Below are 18,830 nucleotides of genomic sequence, written 5' to 3' on the forward strand. Positions count from 1 at the left end.
TCTTGAGTGGGGTGCCGTCAGCTCCAGCGGTACGGTGGGCCGTGTTCGCTGCGTGTGCGGCGATCCTGCGACGTGACCAGGTCTACTCCGGGTATGGGGACGCGCCGGTGGCCGCAGCCACCACGGCGACGCGTACGGGGGGTTCGTAAACGCGGGGCCGACCGGAGCGCGGGTCAGGTGGTTGCTGCCGGTGCCTCGTCTGTCGCGTCGGCCTTCTGGGTGCTGGTCGGCGGGCCTGCCTTGCGGAGTGGGGTTTCGATGACGCGCAGCGCCGCGATGAACGCGGCCACGCACAGGATCGCTCCGGTGAGGAAGACCTGCTGAGTGCCGTGGGCAACCGCGTTCAGGTAGGCATCCGTGGCCTCTGTGGGCGGGTGGGGCTGGATGGCGCGGGTGAACAGGGAGCCGAAGACGGCGACGCCGAGGGATCCGCCCAGGGTGCGGAAGAGGGTGACCGCGCTCATGGCGGCGCCCATGTCACGCATGGCGACGCTGTTTTGGGCGATGGTGCCGGCCATCTGCTGGGTGAGGCCGAGTCCGATGCCGACAAGGACCATGTATGCGCAGGTCAGAGTGTGGGCTGTGGCGGTCCCCATGGTGGCGAGCAGCCCGAGGCCGACGGCGAGGAAGCCGGCACCCAGGATCGGGAAGATCTTGTATTTGCCGGTGGCGGACATGACCTTGCCTGCGATGGTGGAGACGATCACTACGGGGATCATCAGGGGCAGCATCAGAAGGCCGGAGTGGGTGGCCGAGGCGCCCTGAACGGTCTGCTGGAACAGCGGCAGGTAGAGGCCGACGCCGAACATGACGACGCCGGCGGCCAGGAGCAGGACGATGGCCAGCGGGAAGTTCCGGTGGCCGGTGAAGATCGTCAGCGGGAGCACGGGTTCTGCAGCCCGCTGCTCCGTGCGGACGAACAGGGCGAGCCCGAGTGCAGCGGTGGCGCCCAGGCCGAGGATCTGCCAGGAGCCCCAGGCGTAGGTGGTGCCCGCCCAGGTCGCGGCCAGCACGATGACACTGATGGTGACGGTCAGCAGGGCGATGCCCAGCCAGTCGATCCGCGCCTTGATGCGCCGGGTGGGCACGTGCAGCGTCCGCCACAGCCACACCAGGGTGAACAGGCCAAGGGGCAGGTTGATGTAGAAGGCCCAGCGCCAGCCCCAGTTTCCGGTGATGAGGCCGCCGACGAGCGGGCCGCCGATGGTGCCGATCGCCATGACGGACGCGGTCATGCCCTGGTACTTGCCGCGTTCGCGCGGCGGTACGAGAGCGGCGATGAGGGCGAATGCGCCCGCACCGATGCCGCCTGCGCCGATGCCCTGCAGCGCGCGGAAGGCGATCAGTTCGGTCATGGACCGGCTGGCGCCGCAGAGGGCGGAGCCGGCGAGGAACACGGCGATCGAGGCCAGGTACGTGGGCTTGCGGCCGAACAGGTCTCCGCACTTGCCCCAGATCGGGGTGGTGACGGCTGTGACCAGGGTGTAAGCGGTCACCACCCAGGAGATGTGCTCGAGGCCGCCGAGATCACCGACGATCGTGGGCATCGCGGTGCCGACGACCATGTTGTCGAGCATGGACAGCAGCATGGCGAGCATGACGCCGAGCAGTACCCAGCGGACGTTCCTGGGCATGCCTTCCGGGATCGTCGGAAGGGCGGCGGGGGATGCAGAAGATGTGGACATGGCGAATCACTCCCTCGGGGATGCGTAGCGAACGGGAAACGGGGAGGTCGACGGCCGGATCGGGCGCAACGCGGCGACCATTCCACAGAACCACAACAGCCCTAAGAGTGCAACAGCTCTACTTTTCGATTCGACTCGGATTCTGAGGTAGGGTGGAGGCATGGGAGCGACACCGATCCAGGAACCGCAGACACCGGGGCGCCGTGAACGCAAGAAGGCGGCCACCCGCAAGGCCATCGCCGACGCCGCGCTACACCTGTTCCTGGAACGGGGCTACGACCATGTGGGAATCCGCGAGATCGCCGACTCCGCCGACGTCTCGACCGCCACGCTCTTCAAGCACTTTCCGAGCAAGGAAGCGCTCGTCTTCGACATGGACGCCGACCGCGAGGCCGGCCTGCTCGACGCCGTCCACCAGCGCCCCGAAGGGCAGTCACTCCCGGCCGCACTCCGGGACTACGTACTGGCCGGAGCGGACACCTTCCGGGACGCGGAAATGGCACAGTTCCTCGAACTCGTCCGCTCGACCCCGGCGCTGAGCGAATACGCCCGCCGCATGTGGATGAGGCACGAGGGCGCACTCACCCAAGCCATCACTGAGGCAAGCGGCGCCCCGCCGGGAGACCCCACCTGTGCGGCACTGGCCCACTTCGCCCTCGAAACCGCCGCCTTGGCCCGCGCGAGCACCGATCCCCCAAGGGCCATCAAGAGCGCCTTCGACCTCCTGGAACACGGCTGGAACGCCACCCGTCAAGGTTCTGACTGACGGCAGGCCACCCCCACAGCCCGTCGTCCGCGACAACGCGGCAGCCTGGCCGGTCCCTCAACGAACTTGGACGGGGCAGCACTAGGAATCCGACTCTCTGCGGGCGCCGTTGGGAGCCATGAGCTGGGGGAGCAGGATGCGTGCCAGGTGGTCGGTGCCGGTGGCGTTGATGACCGCCACCGTGGCGAGTTCGCAGTTGAGGTTGCGGCGGATGGTGGTGGTGAGTTCGGTGGCGAGCAGGGAGTCGATGCCGAGGTTCTTGAGGGCGATGGACTGATCGATGCGTTCGGTGGGGGTGCGCAGAAGTCGTGCGAGGAGTTCGGTGAGGGTGTCGCGCACCAGGGTTTCGGCCTGGGGAGGGTCGAGTGCGGTGATCTGTTCGCGCAGGGTGTGGGAGCCGTCGGAGTTCTCGGGGACGGCCGCGAGGACATGGGCGTGGCGGGGGACGTCACCCGCGACGGTGGCGGTGCGCACCCGGTGCCAGTCGACGTGGGCGACGGCGGTGGCGACGTCGACGGTGGAGTGGGTGAGGAGCGCGAGGGACGCGAGGGCCGCGGCGGGGGCCAGCGGGGTGGTGATCTGTCGGCCCAGGTATTCGTCCGTGTAGGTGCGGGCGGCGTAACCCACCTCGGTGATGGCGCCCCAGCCGACGGCGAGGGCCGGCAGGCCGTCCTGGCGGCGGGCACGGGCCAGGGCTTCGGTGTAGACGTTGGCCGCGTTGTAGTTGGCCTGTCCGGGCCAGCCGAGCAGGGAGCTGGTGGAGCTGTAGAGGACGAAGAGGTCGAGGTCGTGGTGGCGGGTGAGGGCGTCCAGGAGATGCGCGCCCGTGGCCTTGGCGGGCAGCGCGGCGCGGAAGGCCGCGTCGGTGGAGTCCCTGAGGAGGGTGTCGTTGAGTTCCATCGCGGCGTGGACGACGCCGCGCAGCGGCAGGGGAGCGGAGTCGATGACGGTACGGAGGGCCGCGGGGTCGGTGACGTCGGCGGCGTGGACACTGACGTCGACGCCTTGGGCCCGCAGGTCGGTGAGGAGGGCGGCGGATTCGCGGGTGCTGTCGCCGCGGCGGCCGACGAGGGTGAGGTGCCTGGCGCCCAGGGTGGCGAGGTGGCGGGCGGTGGCGGCGCCGAAGCCGTTGAGGCCGCCGGTGATCAGGTAGGTGCCGTGGGGGTTCAGGCGGAGCGAGGCGGGCGCGGAGCGGACCGGCGGGCGTTCTTCGAGGGACAGGACGACCTTGCCGACGTGGCGGGAGCGCTGGAAGAGGGTGAACGCCTCCTGTAGCTGCGCCGCGGGATGGATGCTGTGCGGGAGGGGCCGGTAGGCGCCGCGGCGGACGAGATCGGTGACGGCCTCGGTGAGGCGCTGGGCCCGGAGCGGTGGACCCGCGACGATCTTGAGGATGTCGACGGCCAGATAGCTGCAGTTGGCGGCGAGGGCCTTGAGCAGCAGGCGGCTGTTGTCCTGGAAGCCGCGTTTGCCGAGCTCCACGAACCGGCCGCCGGGGCGCAGGAGTTCGAGGCTGCGGGCGGCGGCTTCGCCGGTCAGGGAGTTGACGACCACGTCGACTCCCTCGCCGCAGGTAAGACGGCGGACCTGCTCGGCGAAGTCCGGGCTGCGTGAGTCGAGGACGTGCGCGGCCCCCAGGTGGCGGAGCAGACGGCGTTTGGCGGGGGTGCCCGCCGTGGCGATGACCTGGGCACCGGCGTGCCGCGCGTGTTGCAGCACGGCCAGGCCGACGCCGCCCGCGCCGCCGTGGACCAGGACCGTCTCGCCCGCCTGGAGGTCCGCACGGTCGGTGAGGGCGTAGTGGACGGTGGCGAAGGCTATGGGGAGCGTCGCGGCTTCTGCGAAGCTCATGCCGTCGGGGATGTGGCCCGCCAGGTGGGCGGGTGTCGTCATCTGGGAGGCGATCGAGGCGGTGGTGAAGGCGAACACGCGGTCACCCGGGGCGAAGCCGGTCACCCCGGGGCCGACTCCGGTGACGGTGCCCGCGCACTCCAGACCCACGCGGTTGTGCTCGAAGCCGGGCGTGTCGGCGTCTTCGGTGATCAAGCCGGTGACGGTCATGACGTCGTGGTAGTTGAGCGCGGTGGCTTGCACAGCGATCGTGATCTGGCCGGGGCCAGGACCGGAGCCGGAGGCGCCTTCCGTGTCCTGGATCCACGACAGGGCCGCCGCCCCGCCGCCACGGTCGATGTGCAGGCGGTAGGGACCGCTGGCCGCAGCGGGAGCGGCGGGGAGCCGGGCCCTCGTCCGCGGGGCGAAGCAGCCACCGCGGGTCAGGACGAGTTCGTCCTCCGCCGTGTCCGCGTTGACGACGTGAGCCAGTCGCGCGGCGTCCTGGGCGGGATCGCCGCCGCGGTCCAGGGACACGCGCCGGATCCGCAGAGAAGGCTCTTCGTTCGCCAGACTGCGTGCCATGCCCCACACGGCCGCGTCCGAGGGCACGAGGGGGCGCTCAGGGGCGGGCAGGGCTCCGCTGGGCCGGGTGACGACGACGAGGGGCAGCGGGGCGGGGGAGGGATCGCGGTGCCGGGCGGCGACCAGATCCCGCAGCACGGCGGCCCGTCGGAGCATGGGATCGATGAGGTCCTGGTCCGGTGAGGGGACGAGCTCCCGGCCGGGTGAGGAAGGGCACGACGGTTCCCCGTACCGCGGTGGCGACTCGTCTGCCGCGGCGCCCGGGGCCGCTCCGTCAAGGAGTACGACGACACCGGACGAGCGCTCACCGTCCGACGACGGCCACTCCACACGCGAACTGTCGCTCGCGGAGACGACCGCCACGTCCGGGCCCCCGGGCCCCCGCAGGGACTCGACGAGCCGACCGGCCAGCTCCGCCTCAGGGCGCTCCGCGACGACGAGCCACCGCGGGGCGTCCTGACCGGCGGGTGCCGACGTGACAGGTGCCGTGTCAAGGGCGGTGCGGGTGGCGAGGATGACGCTGTCGTCGGCGTCGTCGACGTCGAGGTCCTGCGTGTCGTACGTGGCGTCGGTGAAGCCGCACTCGGCGAGCAGCGGCATCCACCGGTCGGCAGTCAGCAGGCAGCTTCGGGTGCGCAGGGGAGCGTCGGTGAACGTCCAGAAGCCGTCGAACCCGCCGAAGCACAGGTCGTCGAGGCGCGGGTCGCTCGCCTCCACGGCCAGCAGAGCTCCCCGGCTGCCGAGCAGCGAGGTCACGTGGTGGAGCGCCTGGGTGAGGCGTGGCGCGACGTGCAGGACGTTGGCGGCGATCACCAGGTCGAACTCGCCCTCGGCGAAGCCCTGGGCCACGGGGTCGGCCGTGATGTCCAGCGTGCGGTACTCCACGAAGTCGTAGACGGTGAAGCGCTCCTGGGCGCGGGTGAAGAACCCGGCCGACACGTCGGTGAAGACGTACCGGGTGCGCTCGGGGGGCAGCAGCGGGAGGAGGGACGCGGTGGTGCCTCCCGTGCCGCCGCCGACCTCCAGCACGTTGAGCGGCCGGTCGTCGGGCCAGCGCGCGAGGAACTCGCGCAGGTAGATCCCGGCGTTTCGCCGGGCCAGGCGGGAGGGGACCGTGGAGCTGTACACCTGCTCGATGAGGTCCCGGTCGGCGCCGTTGAACATGAGGTCCACCGCGTCGAGGTCACCGCGGAGCATGGGTGCCAGGTGGCTGCCGCACAGGGTGCCCAGGGTCAGGAAGGCCGCTTCGGCCGGGAAGTCGGACGTCATCTGCTGGAGGACGGCCGCGGGGCGCGGTGGCGCGACGAGCCGCCAGCGGGGATCCTCCGCGTCGTCGCCGAGGGCCGTCATGACGTCGGCGTCGCAGGCCATCCGGGCCAGCGAGCGGACCAGGAGTTCCCTGTCGGGCCGCAGCCCGGCTGCCAGCAGTCGGCCGAGGGTGAACTCGTCCTCGCCGGGCAGCATGTCCCGCACGGCCTGGGCGAAGAAGTGGCCGCTGAGTTCGCCGGTCCGGGCGGCCAGGCCGTTCTCCCCGCTGTCCCGCCACCCGCGCGGCAGGGCCTCCCGTTCGGCGCGGGTCGCCCGTGCCACGTCGGACGCCGCGATGGCCGGCGCGGGGACGGCGGCCAGCGGCACCGCGCGCAGCTCGGTGGTGTAGTGCTCCGTGGGTCGACGGCGCCGCTCGTCCAGGGCCTTCAGCCGTACCTCGGTCATCTCCAGGGCGACCGCGCCGTGGAGGTCGGTCACGGTGACGTCCACGATGCCTTCGTCGGATGTGACCGCCCGCGCCCGTACGTCGATGAGGCCGAGGGCGTCCGGGGTGTCCCAGCACCGGATGGCGCCGGCGGATACGGGCACGTAGATCCGGCCGTCGTCGGGCAGCAGCGCCAGCGCGGTCTGCAACGCGGCGTCCATGACGACCGGGTGGCCGTGAAAGGCGGGGGTGGCGGACGGCAGCGCGTACCGCGCCGCAGCAGCGTTGGCTGTTGCCCGCAGAGTGTGCAGGACCCGCAGGCGCGGGCCGTAGTCCAGGCCGGCGTCGGCACAGCGGGCGTAGTGGTCCTGGGCCGCCCGCTCCCCGGCGCCCGCCTCGGGCGGGTCCGAAGCCGTGTGGTCCAGGGGGCCGGGCCGGGGCCGCAGGAGGCGCCGGACCTGGGCGCGCGCGTGGGCCTGCCAGCTGGAACCGTCGCCGTCGGTGCTGCTGATCTGCGTCACACCGTCCTCGGGACTGAAGGCGGTGCGCAGCCGCACGTCCATCGCGTCGTCCTGCCAGGGAAGGGTCAGAGCCGTGTCGATGCGCAGGCCGAGGACCTCGACGGGCGCGCCGAACACCTCGGCGCCCGCGGCCAGTGCCACCTCGGCGAAGGCCATGCCGGGCATGACCACGCTCTCGCTGATCGTGTGGTCACCCGCCCACGCCACTCTCTCGGGCTCCAGGTCGCACTCCCAGCCGGGCTCGGGGCCCGGTATCCGCTCGCCCAGGAGCGGGTGCCCGGTGCTGCCGAGCGCAAGGCGTTCGTCCCACCAGTCGGGGGCTCCGTGCCAGTGCCGCTCGTGCTGCCAGGGGTAGGCAGGCAGGTCGACCACCCGGGCAGGCCGGGGGAACCACTCCTCCCACACGGCGTCGGCCCCGACGGCCAGCAGATGTGCGAGTGCGGTGTCGAGCGCGGCGGACCCGTCGCCGTCGCGGAGCAGCGTGGGGATGACGGCCGTCTGCCCCGGGGCCGCGGAGCACAGCCGGGTGAGATAACCCCGCAGGACGTGGTGAGGCCCGATCTCCACGAACGTGTCGCAGCCCGCGGCGAGCAACTCCTGCACGGCTGAGGCGAACCGCACCGGCTGCCGTACGTTGTCCCACCAGTAGTCGGCGACCAGCGTGCGGGTGTCGACGAGCCCGCCGGTCACGGTCGAGGCGAACGCCGTGTCCGTGGTGCGCGCCTCGACGCCTTGGAGGGCAGCGAGGAGACCGTCGCGGATGCCGTCCATCGCCGAGGTGTGGAACGCGTAGTCCAGGTCGAGCAGCCGGAAGAAGACGCCCTGTCGCGCGGCTTCGGCACCCAGTTCCTCCAGCACGGCCAGTGGGCCGCCGACGGTGAGGTCGCGATCGCTGTTGAACGCCGTGACCTCCAGGCGTCCTTCGTACGGGGCCAGCAGGCGGCGGGCCTGCTCGCCGCCTGCCCCGAGGGCCGCCATGCGGCCCAGGCCCGCGGTCGGCCCCTGCGCCCGGCTGCGCTCGGCGACGACGCGGCACGCCGTGGCCAGGTCGAGCGCGCCCGCGGCCCACGCCGCCGCGACCTCTCCGACGCTGTGCCCGACCACGGCCTCCGGCCTGAAGCCCCGCTCGGCCAGCATGCACACCGTGGCCACCTGCACGGTGAACAACAACGGCTGGGCGATCTCCGTCGCGGCCGGGCTCTCCGTCTTCGCCGCGCGCAGCTCCTGCTCCACCGACCAGCCGAGGGCGGGAGCCAGGAGCGCGTCCACCCGCGCCACGGCGGCGGCGAACACCGCGTCGCTGTCCAGCAGATCGGCGCCCATGCCCGCCCACTGAGCGCCGTTGCCGCTGAACGCGAACGCCACCTTGCCGCGCGGCACGCCCCGGGCGGTGGCTGCCGCCCGGGAGCCGGGTGAGCGCTCCGCGAGGGCCCGCAGCCGCTCGGCGGCCTGCCGGGCGGTGCCCGCAAGGACCACCGCGCGGTACGGGTGCCGCTCGCGGCGGAGGGCCGACGTGGCGGCGAGGTGGTAGAAGTCCCGCTCGTCCGAACCCTCCAGGTGCCGCACCATCCGATCCGACGCTTCGGTGAGGGCGTCGCGGGTGCGTGCCGAGACGACGACCGGTACGTCCCCGTGCCCGGTCGCCTCGGCAGGCGCGGGCGGGGCCGACGGCGGGGCCGCGAGGATGGCGTGGGCGTTGGACCCGCCCGCCCCGAAGGAGTTGACGCCGACCAGCGAGCGCGCGGTCACCTCAAGAGGGCGTGCGGCCAGGACGGGTTCGAGCCCCAGAGCGGTGAAGTCGATCGCCTTGCTGAGGGGAGTGGCGTGCAGGGAGGCGGGGATCGCTCCGTGGCGGAGTACGAGCATCGCCTTGAGCAGGCCCGCGATCCCGGAAGCGCCTTCGAGATGGCCCACGTTGGTCTTGATCGAGCCGATCGGCAGAGGATCGGCCGCCCCCCGCGAGCGGCCCATCGCCATCCCCAGCGCCCGGCACTCGATCGGATCCCCCACCGGAGTCCCCGTACCGTGGGTCTCCAGGTACACCACGTCGCCCGGATCGACGCCCGCACGGCGGTAGACCTGCTCCAGAAGGGACCGCTGCGCTCCCGCGTCCGGTACGGAAATGCCCGGCGTGTGGCCGTCGTTGTTGGTGGCGGTGCCGCGGATGAGCGCGTGAATGCGGTCACCGTCGCGCTGGGCGTCCGCAAGCCGCTTGAGCACCACCAGGCCGCCGCCCTCACCGCGCGCGTACCCGTCTGCGGCGGCGGAGAAGGTCTGTGAACGGCCTCGTCTGGACAGCATCGTGGCACGGGACGAGGCGACGAAGTCGGTCGGAGCCAGCAGCAGATTGGCGCCGCCGGCGACGGCCGTGCCCACTCGTCCGCGGTGCAGCGCTTCGCACGCCTCGTGCAGAGCCACCAGAGACGACGAGCACGCGGACTCCACCACCACACTCGGCCCGCGCAGATCGAAGTGGAAGGAGATGCGGTTGGCGGCGAAGGAGGTCATGATCCCCAGCGCGCTGTGGCTGTCCATCAGCTTGGGACGCATCGCCTGCAGCGTCGCGTAGCTGTGCCCTCCCACGGACACGAACACGCCGGTGTCCGTGCCCGCCAGCGAGCTGGTGACGGCACCCGCGTCGTCCAGGGCCTCCACCGCGAGCTCGAGGAGCAGTCGGTGCTGCGGGTCCATCTGGGCCGCTTCGCGCGGGGAAATCTGAAAGTAGTCGGCGTCGAAGCCCGCCACGTCCGCCAGGAACGCACCTGCCACCGTGTACGACTTACCGCTGCGACGAGGGTTGGCCGACACCCACCGCTCGGCGTCGAACCTGTCGGGCGGCGCCACACCGACCAGATCGCGCCCTTCCATCAGGGCGGTCCATAACTCGTCCAGACCATTGATCCCGCCCGGCAGGCGGCATGACGCGCCCACCACTGCTATCGGCTCGTCCAGCGTCACGAAAGGTCCACCCTCCACCACCGCCTCCTTTGAGCCAGAGCAGGTGCCATCGCAACAGAAGCTGCCCAAAGGGGCGGTTGATAGCCATGGGCCCAGAAGGATGGCGGAATTATTCGTAGCTGTGCGCTCTGTACACACTTCTGTTCGCGGCCATCCTGACAAATCCGTTCCGCCGCGGCCAGCGGCGGGCTGTCCTTGGGCAGGCCGATCCGGTTCACCAGGGAGGAAGACAGCCTTCGACGTCGGGGCCGAACTGGCGCGGCTGGGCGCGGGAATCGTCCACGGCTTCGGCGAGCGGGCGCGCGGGCTCACCCGATTCGAACGCAGTGAGCCCTGGTGGCGGCGCGTGCGGTGGCGGTTCGGCTCGACGAGCTGGGACGGGCCATGCGGAGCATCCATGACGGGAGCAAGGACACCGCAGGGGACATCGGCTCACTGTTCTACGAGCTCGCCCGTGTCGTATGGCCCGGCAGGCGGAGAGCCCACTGCCCGGACGGCGAGCAGCGAGCCCGAGCCCACTGAGCCAGACGTGCGGCGGCTCCTGCGCCCGGCCATGCTCGCCGACCTCCTCGCCGACGTACGACCGCACGGTGGCCTGGCCGTTGACGCGGCCGCCCGCCTAGGGATTGCAGTTGAGGACGATGCCCTCGTTGACGCGACACACGTCGTTTCCGGGGCCGCCGTCGACTTCGCCGTCGTTCAGCAGGACTTGGACCTCGTCGTCGCCCCCATTGCCGTGGATACGGCCGAGTTGGCCGTTGTAGGAGGCGATGACGTCGTCGTTGCCGTCGCCGGCCTGGACGAGGCCGGTGTTCTCCTCTTCAAGGCGGACGGTGTCCTGGCCGGTGCCGCCGTTGATGACTCCGGCGTGGTTGAAGGTGACGCGGATGGTGTCGTTCCCGTCGTGGCCGAAGATCACGTCTCCGGAGGCGAGCGTGTCGCACCGGATGTCGTCGTGCCCAGCTGTGCCGTAGATCTCGGGGCCTGGTCGGGGCCGGCCGTTGACGAAGCAGTTCGACGCCGCGGACTCCGCACCGGCGTGCGTTGCGTCCAGGGTGACGGCGGCGAGCGTGAGGGCGGCCATCAGGGTCGCCAGCCGAGCTGCCCACCGAGCGGATACGTTGAATCGGAGTGCGCTTGCATCAGCCATGGGCGACTTGTCCATGACCTCAGAGTCAAGTCGGCACGCCATTCTGGCGACGGTGCGGGATGCGAAATCACTCGTGCGTGTCGCTCATTCATCCTCTCGAGTGGCGCCGCGGCATGAGTCCACGCAGGGCAGCACCCGCGAGTTCCGCTCAGCGGACCGGAAGGTGTGCCATCGGCCTCGCCCAGGCATCCTGGGCAAGCCGTGACGGCAGGGGCGGCGGCGCCGGATGTGTCCGGGCGGGGGAGCGGACAGGGCTGGAGGGGCCGGGGCGCGGGGACGACGGGCGAGCAGGGCCGGACGGGGGTCGACCCTGCTCGGTCGGCGGGAGGCGCGGTCGCCGGGCAGCGGGGTCGACCCCGGTTTCCCAACACTCACCCACCCCCTCCGCCGAGCCCGGTTCCGTAGCAACCACCCGCTCCGCGTTCGAGCGCCGCACCGCCGTCCGGCCAACACATCGATCGGAGGAGCACGCGATGAGTACAACCAACCCTGGGGCGTCCGCGGACCTGGTCCCGCGGAAGCGCAACGTCGAGGTGCCCGCAGCTGATTGGGTCTATCTGCGGGACACCATCAAAGTGAACAGCACCCTGTTGCAGGAGATCCGCGCGGACAGACCGACCCCGGGCACGCGGCTGGTGCTGATCGCCCGTGAGATCACCCACGATCCCGGATACGTCCTGCCCCTCACCGGGTACCCCGTGCTGCTGGTCGCCGAGACCTACCGGGGCAACGGCGGGGGCGTCGACACCACCGGCCCCGCCGGTGCCGCCGGAGCGGTCGGCAGTGCCGGGGGCACCGGCGGCGGTTCGGGCGGCCGCGACGGCAAGCCCGGAGGCCCGGGCGGCAACGGCGCGCCAGGGGGCGCCGCCACCCCGATCACCCTGCTCGCGGCGCGGGCCGACAACGTACGGCTGATCGCGCGCGGCGGCACGGGAGGACCGGGCGGCACCGGCGGCCAAGGAGGCCAGGGCAAGGACGGCACCAAGCCGCCCAAGCCGGGGGAGGACGGCCGGGATCCCGGCTACGGCGGTCCGGGCGGACGCGGCGGAAACGGGGCGGTCGGCGGGCCGGGTGCCCAGATACGCGTGGAGACGGTCGAGCGCTCGGGCGTGCTGGTCGACGGCAAGGGAGGCGACGCCGGACCCGCGGGGCCGGGAGGCAGCGGAGGAGCGGGCGGAGGGGGGTACAACGGCCCCGGAGAGCCCGGGCGGGACGGTGCGGCGGGCCAGCCCGGACCGGCGGCGGGACCGAGCGTGGCTGCCGAGTTCCGCGCGCACACCGCCGACGCGTGGTGGGCCATGGTGCGCGAGGAGCTGGGCGCGGCGTACACCGAGGCCTGGGCGGAGTACCGGACGAGGGTCGGAGAGTTCCTGTTCCGCTGTTACGCACCGGGCCTGCCGGACAGGAACGACAACCGGATCACGGCCGGACACGAGTTCACCCAGGCGCTCGTGCTGCGGCCGGGGCATGCCCGCGCGGTGGAACTGTCCCAGTACCTCGCCACCAACCTGACCCCCCTGGGGGTGCCGTACGACGTGGATGTCGTTCCGAACTTCCCGGCACAGGAGCAGTTCGTCACCGCCTACGGCGAGCTGGTGGTGGGCGTGTACACCGCGGCGACGGACCTGCTGCTCTTCGCCAAGGGAGAGGCGCAGAAGATCCAGCTGGTCGAGTCCGACCTGAGCCACTTCAACGACATGAAGACGGTCCTGGACACCGAGCGAAGGGCGGCCAAGGCGGGAGTCGACGCCGCCAAGGGCCGGGCGGACATCCTCGACAAGCAGCTGCGCGAGGTCCAGGCCCAACTCGACGCGGTCCGCTCGAAGCTGGTGAGCGAGCGCCTGGAGTTCCCTCCCGGCAACGACCTGGGCGCGGTGATCGGCGCCGCGATCGTCATCGCCGCCGCCGTCTCCGCCCTCTACACCGGCGGTGCCACCGTCGTGGCCATGCTCGCCGCGGGTGACATGATCGCCAAGAGCGCCGCGTCCATGGAGGGCTTCGACACCGCCACCGGGAAGTACCGGGACGGCAGCTATCTGGTCAACTGGTTCGACTGGACCGCCGAAGGCCCCAAGCCGCGGCCCGGGGTCGACATCAAGACCTCCAAGCTCACCGACCTCGGTGACCAGGCCGCCGAGTTCATCAGCGCGTCCGGGACCTTGGTCCAGCTCTTCCAGGCCAAGGTCGACGGAAAGCTGGAGAACGAGGAGAAGAACCTGCTGGCCCGGCAGGTGGAGCTGGTCCGGGAGCGGGCGCTGCAGATGCTGGAGATCACCCATCAGCAACTGAACCTGGCCGTGGCCGACGCCAAGATCGCCGTCAACACGAATGACATCGCGCGGCTGACGAACCTGGAGGCGGGCTGGCAGCGTGACATCGCGCAGCTCATCGACATCTGCCGACGGATGATCACCCGCAACCAGCACTACATGGACCTGCTGACCGAGTACTGCTACTACGCCAACCGGACAGTGGACCTGTGGACCTTCAGCAGCCACACACCCGTGTTCACCTTCGACTACGGCTTCCTCCACCCGGATGACATCGAGAACGCCTTCCACCCGCTGGCCCGCGGCGACGACAGCCGTGTGAACGGCCTGCTGGAGAAGTACCAGAACTCCAAGAGGCAGCTGTTCGCGCTCATGGACCGGCGCAAGGAGTACGACTCGTACGGCCTGGACCAGGACGTCCACTACCTCCGCCTGACCGCTCCCGAGGTGCTGAACGCACTGAGGACCCACGGCACCGCCACCTTCACCGTTCCCCTCGACGCGTTCGTCGACCGCTTCGAGATGAAGACCGCCTACCTGCACGTCGGCCTGGTCGGTGCCACGGCTGCCAACCCCCGCATGACCGTCCTGGTCGAGCATCCGGGCACGGCCACCAACCGGTATCGCGACGGCTCCCCGCGCACGGCGACGGCGGGCCCGCGGACCAGCACGGTCCAGGCGACCTTCGACAGGAACGACCCCGGCAGGCCGATGACCGATCAGGCCTTCTACGGCCGCAGCCCCGTCACCACCTGGCGCATCACCATCGAGCGGTCCACAGCCCAGGAGGCCCAGCTCGACCTGACCGGCCTGAGCGCCGTCCACGTCACCCTCTGGTACTGGCACTTCCGCCGCCAGTCCTCCGGCCCGGCGCCCGCGCCCATGACCGTATGGGCGGACTTCGACGGTGACGGAGTCCTGGACGAGACGGTCTGGGAACCGGCGCGGGGACTCTGGCGCGTCCGGCGAACCTCGGGCGGCGAAGCCCTCACCGAGACCTGGGGGCAGGCCGGTGACGTTCCCGTACCCGCCGACTACGACGGCGACGGCAAGGCGGAACTGGCCGTGTTCGACCCCTCCAGCGGCAAGCTGTTCACCCGCCCCCTGCTGGGCGGCCGTGTGATGGCGTACCACTGGGCCACCGCCGATCACGTGCTGACAGCCGAGGAGCAGACCGGAGCGGAACGCCTGATCACCGCGCTGGAGGTGTGCGCCAGGCGACTGTCCGACACGCAGCGTGCCGCGGAAGCCGTCGAGCCGCAGCAAGCGGCGTGCCGCCTTCTGCGCCGCCTGGCCCGGCTCGATGCCCGCCACCTGCCCAAGACCATCGAGGCGCTGGTCCTCCTGACGCACTACCTCGCGGCAGCGGGCCGCTGGGAGGAGTCGGTGACCACCGGCGAGGAGGCCATCACGCTCGCCAGGCAGCTGGCCGCGGATCACCCGCAGGACGACGCGCTCGCCCACCGCGCCGCCGAGACCGTGATCGGGATCGCCGGACTCTGGTGGCAACGGCCCGACCTCCGGGCCAGAGCCGCCGACCTCACCCTTCAGGGCACCCTGACGGCCGGCGTGCTGGCGGCCAAGAACCCTGCCCACCGGCCCCGGTTCGCGGCCTGGGCCACCTCGCCGACCACACCGTTCCTCGTACACGTCGGCCGTATGGACGAGGCGTACCTGCTCGGATCGCAAGCCATCACCCTCTACCGCACGCTCGCCGCGGAGAAGCCGGATGACGACGAGCTGGCGTACCGCATCTCGTGGTCGTCCATCGACGTCGCTCTCCATCTGTGGAGTAAGCCCGAACTCCAGGCCAAGGCGACGGAGATCACCGTCTCCGCCATCGACAACCTCCGGACCCTTTGCAGAAGGAGTCCCACCTACCGCCGGCAGCTCGCCCAGTGGGCGGCTTCTCCGGCCGCGGCATTCCTCGCCCAATCCGGGCGTTGGGACGAAGCGGTGGCGGTGGGCGACGAGTCCATCAGCCTCTACCGCGTGCTCATCGCGGAGAACCCGGGTGACGAGGAGCTCGCCTACCGCATCTCCTGGGCATCGATCGACATCGCCCTCCACCTCTGGGGCAAGCCCGACCTCCAGGCCAAGGCAACCGACCTCGCCGTCACGGCCATCGACAATCTGCGGACCCTCAGCACGAAGAACCCCTCCTACCGCCCGCAACTGGCCGACTGGATCATGTCGCCCGTCTCGTCCTTCCTGCTCGGCACGGGCCAGAAGCAGCGCGCCATCGACCTGGTGAGGGAGGCCGTCGACCTCTACACCCAGCTCAACACTCAGGACCCCGTCACCTACGGACCCAAACTCGCCAACGCCAAGAAGACACTGGAGCAACTCGAGTCCTGATCACGCCAGGCACTGCGGCTGGCGTCGAACCCGTCCCAGCCGCAGCGAGGGGGCTCTCGCTGCGGCGAGCGCTTCAGCCCCGGCCGCCGGAGAACGGCAGCAGCCTTGGAGCCCGGGGGGGGGAGAGAGTTCAGAGCCGCCAGCCGCGGATGCGGTCGGCCGCATGGTACACGGTGGTCTTACGGCCCTGGATGTCACGGACCAGTTCGACGAGCGCGCCGTAGGGCGGGTCGATGCCTTCGCCGCAGGCGTGCATGTAGGAGACGGCGACCTGGCAGGCGTACAGGGAGTTGCGGTGCGGCAGGGGTTCGAGCCTGACCAGGGTGTGCAGCAGGGCCGCGGCGCGCCAGGCGGCGTCGGGCGGAGTGATGCCGGGGCGCGGGATGCGGGTCTTGTGGCGAGCCACTGCCGCGACGAGGGCGGAGTAGTCCGCGACGGTGACGTCCTCGGGCACGGACTGCTCCTGGACGTCGAGCAGCCAGGCGATGTCGATGTGGAGGACCATCAGGCGGCTTCGGTGCCCTGCGTGCGGGGCGACGGGGGCACCTCGTCGGGGAAGGCCTCGTCGAACTCGCCGCGGTGCTGCTCGCCCCAGGACACGGCGTACCGCACGAACTGCAGGCGCTGCCTCTCGCGCAGCGACAGGTCGTGGACGTACTGCTTGAGGGAGACGCCCGCGGCGGCCGCGGCGGCCCGCAGTTCCTCCATCTCCTCGTCGCTGTAGCTGATGTTCAAAGACGGCATGACCTCGATGGTACCTACTAGGTACCTTGATCGGAATCCCCCGTCCGCGACAGCTCGGCCCGCCTGCCGGGGGCGGGTCAGCTCCGGCGCCGGTACTCGCGGGCCAGCAGGCGCAGTGCCGCCGGGACGGAGGCGCGCGCCGACGAGCTCAGCAGCCGTGCTCCCTTGCGCCTGGCGGCGTCGGCCAAGTCGGTGGCGAAGTCGAGGCGCTGGCTGCCGTCGATGAACCGACGGCAGGCGCTGCGGTGGCCCACGTCGTCCGGGTCGGACACCAGCTCCTCCCACCGCTCGTAGGCGGCGGCGCGTTCCTCCACTGGCCCTTCCCGGTCGAGGATCGTGTCGGTGTGGTGCATGAAGACGGTCGTGGCGATCACGTGCGGCACGATGGGCTCGGGCAGCAGGCGGACCGCCAGGTACTGGTGGCGCCGGTAGCGCGCGACCACGCGGCGCAGGCGGGTGAAGTCCGCACGCAGCTGGGGACTGTCGATGCCCGCCGCGTCCAGCGTGGCCTTCCACGAAGTCATCGCACTCCTCAGCTTCCCGGACGGCGAGCGCCGACCGACGAACGATCAGTACCCCGAGGTGACCGTACGCGTTCCTGGCGGAACGGCAACAATCCCCACCCGCGCAGCGCCGCGCACCGGGTCGGTGCGCGGCGCCGCGGCCGACGCGCGGACGGCGGTGGGGCAGAGGCGTCGGCCGTGGCGCTGGTCTCCGCGCGGAGCGACGGCCTGAGCTACGCCGGCGAGTAGGTCGCGCGAAGCGAGAAGGGTGAGCTCAAGAGCCCTGGTGGCGGTCGTGCGGGGTACCGGTCGCGGCCAGTAAGGGGCGGTGACGTTTCGGTGATGCAGGCCAGGCGGCATGCCCGGCATGACCGATAACTCCCGCACAGCTTTGTCCGAGGTCATGCCCCTGCCTGGCGGCGGCGACCACACAGGGCCCCGCTTCTGCCTCACCTCCATTGAGGAGAGGGAATCAGAAGGCGGGCGCCCTCGGCACGCAAGGAGCCGCCGGGGCTGAGGGGTCCAGGGCCCGTTTGACCAGTCCGATCGCGCGTGGGCTGTACGACATGCTCAGATGGGCGGAGAGGTCGACGAAGCATCCTTCCTGCAAGGTGATGTTCTGGACTGTCGCTCCGGGGCCCGCCGTCATGAACGTGGTCTGCCAGGGGGTGGTGATCTCGTCGTACTTCGTGCCGATCACGGTGTACTCGACCCCGGGAACGGTGTCGCCGTTGGCGTTGAGCTCCTTGATGAAGTCGGATTTCACGTACTGCTGGATGCCCGCCTTCCCCAAGGGCTTCTCCCCGAGTCCGAGTATGTGGAGCTTGTCGGCGAGGGTCTCGATGCCGCTGATGGTGGTGCCGTGGTTGGTCGCGCCGAGTTGGACGACCTTCTTGACCTTGTTCTTCGAGGGGTCGCTCGGGTTCGCGCCGCCGTCGGCCTGGAGGTACCAGCGGGACAGGGTCCCGCCCTGGGAGTGGCCGACGAGGTCCACTTGGCCGGAGCCGCTGGCGGCGAGCACCTTGTCCACGAAGGCGGCCAGCTCCTTGGAGGACTTCTTGATGTCCCCGTAACCCTTGACGGTGGGGGCGAGAGCCACTCCGGCGTCGTCGGTGTCGCCGAAGTCGAGGGCGTAGACGCAGTAGCCCTGGGCCTTCAACTCGGGTGACATCCGCGCCCAGTTGTTGTAGCGGTTCTCGTAGGTGCCGTGCACCAGGACGACCGGACGCGGGTGGGCGGCGCTGGGGCGGCAGTTCCAGTCATTGGCGCCCGGCGGATCGATGTCGAGGCGGAGGATGGAATGGACCATGGCGGGAAGGAAGTTGTCCTGCTGCGGGCCGGTTTCCGCAGCCGCGGACGTGGAGGTAGCCAAGATTGTTGCCGCGGCGGCGGCACAGACGGCGGTGACGTATCTGGGTATGTGCAAGACGGCTCCTGGGAAGTGGGGAACTCGGGACAGGCGTGATGTTTCGCATGAGTGCCGACCGCGGAGGGAGCCTCGGGCGCCCTCCGCCGACGTTCCCGCGGGATGACACACCGTCAGGCCAGTTGCCCTGCTGCCGCCCGAGGCGATCTCACCCGGGAGCTTCTGGACCTGCTCGTCCTTCAGGTCGTTCAGCAGCGGCTCGTCGGCACTCAGCATGGCCGCGACGCTACCGACCCACCCGTGCCCACCACACCGTTTTCCCGGGATCAGCTCAGATCAGAGGCTGCCGTACGGTTGGTGCGGGACGAACCCGCTGCCGCGGAGCAGCTCTACGGCCCCGG

9 protein-coding genes are annotated in these 18,830 nt (G+C 70.9%); 2 read left to right on the forward strand and 7 right to left on the reverse strand.

The genetic code is table 11. The features are described from left to right. Positions 1–173: 173 nt before the first annotated feature. Positions 174–1,685 (reverse strand): MDR family MFS transporter, encoded by a 1,512-nt coding sequence (locus tag AC5WAM_RS40800; RefSeq protein ID WP_495520807.1) that lies wholly within the window; start codon positions 1,683–1,685, stop codon positions 174–176. 160 nt (positions 1,686–1,845) lie between these two features. Here AC5WAM_RS40800 and AC5WAM_RS40805 point away from each other — a divergent pair, with 160 nt between their 5' ends. Then, entirely contained in the window at positions 1,846–2,451 is a 606-nt protein-coding gene (locus AC5WAM_RS40805) for a TetR/AcrR family transcriptional regulator (RefSeq protein WP_495520808.1), read from the forward strand. Positions 2,452–2,532: 81 nt separating this feature from the next. Here AC5WAM_RS40805 and AC5WAM_RS40810 read toward each other — a convergent pair whose 3' ends face one another. Continuing rightward, a complete protein-coding gene (locus tag AC5WAM_RS40810; protein ID WP_495520809.1) occupies positions 2,533–10,056 on the reverse strand; it encodes an SDR family NAD(P)-dependent oxidoreductase in 7,524 nt (2,507 codons plus the stop codon). 601 nt (positions 10,057–10,657) lie between these two features. Next, on the reverse strand, positions 10,658–11,122 hold the full coding sequence (locus tag AC5WAM_RS40815) for a hypothetical protein (RefSeq protein ID WP_495520810.1): 465 nt from the start codon (positions 11,120–11,122) through the stop codon (positions 10,658–10,660). A 539-nt stretch (positions 11,123–11,661) separates the two neighbouring features. On the opposite strand from AC5WAM_RS40815, the gene AC5WAM_RS40820 reads away from it, so the two are divergent. Beyond that, entirely contained in the window at positions 11,662–15,816 is a 4,155-nt protein-coding gene (locus AC5WAM_RS40820; RefSeq protein ID WP_495520811.1) for an FG-GAP repeat domain-containing protein, read from the forward strand. 130 nt (positions 15,817–15,946) lie between these two features. On the opposite strand, the gene AC5WAM_RS40825 is transcribed toward AC5WAM_RS40820, so the two are convergent. The 4 genes from AC5WAM_RS40825 to AC5WAM_RS40840 all read right to left on the reverse strand — a co-directional run bounded on the left by AC5WAM_RS40825 (position 15,947) and on the right by AC5WAM_RS40840 (position 18,372). Continuing rightward, entirely contained in the window at positions 15,947–16,321 is a 375-nt protein-coding gene (locus tag AC5WAM_RS40825; RefSeq protein WP_495520812.1) for a toxin Doc, read from the reverse strand. Then, complete coding sequence (locus AC5WAM_RS40830; RefSeq protein WP_366791781.1) at positions 16,321–16,560, reverse strand: hypothetical protein; 240 nt, start codon at positions 16,558–16,560, stop codon at positions 16,321–16,323. Before AC5WAM_RS40830 ends, AC5WAM_RS40825 begins: the two co-directional genes overlap by 1 nt. A gap of 77 nt (positions 16,561–16,637) precedes the next feature. Continuing rightward, on the reverse strand, positions 16,638–17,084 hold the full coding sequence (locus tag AC5WAM_RS40835) for a squalene/phytoene synthase family protein (RefSeq protein WP_495520813.1): 447 nt from the start codon (positions 17,082–17,084) through the stop codon (positions 16,638–16,640). A 451-nt stretch (positions 17,085–17,535) separates the two neighbouring features. After that, positions 17,536–18,372 carry an esterase/lipase family protein gene (locus AC5WAM_RS40840; RefSeq protein WP_495520814.1) on the reverse strand — a complete coding sequence of 279 codons (837 nt, stop codon included), beginning with the start codon at positions 18,370–18,372 and terminating at the stop codon, positions 17,536–17,538. Positions 18,373–18,830: the final 458 nt, after the last annotated feature.

Source organism: Streptomyces sp. JLYT201, assembly GCF_059448825.1.

Coding starts and splice junctions, on each gene's coding strand:
- AC5WAM_RS40835 (WP_495520813.1), bottom strand. CDS start 17,084: ATGACTTCGTGGAAGGCCACGCTGGACGCGGCGGGCATCGACAGTCCC.
- AC5WAM_RS40825 (WP_495520812.1), bottom strand. CDS start 16,321: ATGGTCCTCCACATCGACATCGCCTGGCTGCTCGACGTCCAGGAGCAG.
- AC5WAM_RS40800 (WP_495520807.1), bottom strand. CDS start 1,685: ATGTCCACATCTTCTGCATCCCCCGCCGCCCTTCCGACGATCCCGGAA.
- AC5WAM_RS40815 (WP_495520810.1), bottom strand. CDS start 11,122: ATGGCCGCCCTCACGCTCGCCGCCGTCACCCTGGACGCAACGCACGCC.
- AC5WAM_RS40805 (WP_495520808.1), top strand. CDS start 1,846: ATGGGAGCGACACCGATCCAGGAACCGCAGACACCGGGGCGCCGTGAA.
- AC5WAM_RS40830 (WP_366791781.1), bottom strand. CDS start 16,560: ATGCCGTCTTTGAACATCAGCTACAGCGACGAGGAGATGGAGGAACTG.
- AC5WAM_RS40840 (WP_495520814.1), bottom strand. CDS start 18,372: ATGGTCCATTCCATCCTCCGCCTCGACATCGATCCGCCGGGCGCCAAT.
- AC5WAM_RS40820 (WP_495520811.1), top strand. CDS start 11,662: ATGAGTACAACCAACCCTGGGGCGTCCGCGGACCTGGTCCCGCGGAAG.